Origin of the sequence: Orenia metallireducens (genome assembly GCF_003001995.1) — a bacterium.
GTDB classification, from domain to species: Bacteria; Bacillota; Halanaerobiia; order Halobacteroidales; family Halobacteroidaceae; genus Orenia; species Orenia metallireducens_B.
Map to the genome: position 1 here is coordinate 1 of NZ_PVNB01000082.1, position 1,589 is coordinate 1,589.

General features: G+C 38.0%; 2 protein-coding genes. Both read left to right on the forward strand.

Annotation, left to right across the window (positions count from 1 at the left end):
* On the forward strand, positions 1 to 1,116 hold a 1,116-nt coding region (locus BX659_RS18665; RefSeq protein WP_099459014.1), incomplete at its 5' end, for an L-arabinose isomerase family protein.
* A gap of 104 nt (positions 1,117 to 1,220) precedes the next feature.
* A partial coding sequence (locus tag BX659_RS18670) for a class II aldolase/adducin family protein (RefSeq protein WP_172432031.1) occupies positions 1,221 to 1,589 on the forward strand: 369 nt, incomplete at its 3' end.

Consider the following 1,589-nt stretch of genomic DNA (forward strand, 5'->3'; position numbering starts at 1 on the left):
GGTAGAGAGTTTGGATTTATTGGAACAAGAATGAGAAAGAATAGAAAGGTAGTTGTTGGTTACTGGAAAGACGAAGAGGTAATCAATCAACTTTCTATCTGGATGCGTGCAGCAGCAGCTTGGGCAGATGCTCAAGGAGCTAAAGTAGCTCGTTTTGGTGATAATATGCGCCAAGTAGCTGTAACTGAAGGAGATAAGGTTGAAGCTCAAATTAAATTAGGTTATGAAGTCAATGGATATGCTGTAGGAGATCTTGTTGAGTATGTCAACAAAGTAACTGAAGCAGAAATTGATGAATTAATTGCAGTTTATCAAGAAGAGTATAATGTAGCTGAAGATTTACTTCCAGGTAATGAAAAGCATCAATCTTTAAGAGATTCAGCACAAATAGAGCTAGGAATGAAAGCCTTCTTAGAAGCAGGTAACTTCAAAGCATTTACAACAAACTTCCAAGCACTACACGGTTTAAAACAACTACCAGGTCTTGCTGTACAGAGATTAATGGCAGCTGGATATGGTTTTGGTGCAGAGGGAGATTGGAAGACTGCTGCCTTAGTTAGAGCAATGAAGGTAATGGGTCAAGGACTAGAGGGTGGAGCTTCATTAATGGAGCATTATACTTATCACCTTGATCAAGATGATACTAAGGTATTAGGTTCACACATGTTAGAGATCTGTGAAACTATTGCTGCTGATAAGCCTTCTTTAGAGGTACACCACTTAGGAATTGGTGGAAAAGAAGCTCCTGCTAGATTGGTCTTTGATGTACCAACAGGATTAGGAGTAAATGCATCTATGATCGATATGGGAGATAGATTGAGATTGATCGTTAATGAAGTAGATGTAGTAGAGCCTAATGAAGATTTACCAAAATTACCTGTAGCAAGAGCAGTATGGCAGCCAAAACCAGACTTGAAAACAGAAGCAGCAGCTTGGATTTATGCTGGAGGAGCTCATCATACAGGATTTAGTCAAGCGATAACTGAAGAATATTTACAAGACTTTGCTGATATAGCTGACTTAGAGTATGTGGTAATTGATGAAGATACTAAGATACCAGAATTTAAGCAGAAGCTTAATTGGAACGATATTTATTATAGATTTAAAGGACTATAATTTGGATGAAGTGTGGGTGATTAGTGTGAGTGTGAGTAAAAGGTCAATTAAAAGTTATTCACACCCACACTCCACTAGTACTGATTTTTGAAGGAGAGATATAAATGTTAGAAAAGCTAAAAGCAGAGGTTCTAGAAGCTAATTTAGAGCTACCTAAAAAGGATTTAGTCACTTATACTTGGGGCAATGTAAGTGGTATCGATCGAGAAAAAGGATTGATAGTAATCAAACCAAGTGGTGTTTCTTATGATGAAATGACCGTTGATGATTTAGTAGTAGTAGATTTAGAGGGGAATGTAGTAGAGGGAGACTTAAAGCCTTCATCTGATACAGCTACTCATCTAGTCTTATATAAAAATTTCCCTAATATCGGAGGGGTAGTTCATACCCATTCACCTTGGGCAACAAGTTGGGCACAGGCTGGTAGAGCAATTCCTGCCTTTGGAACTACTCATGCTGATTACTTTTATGGA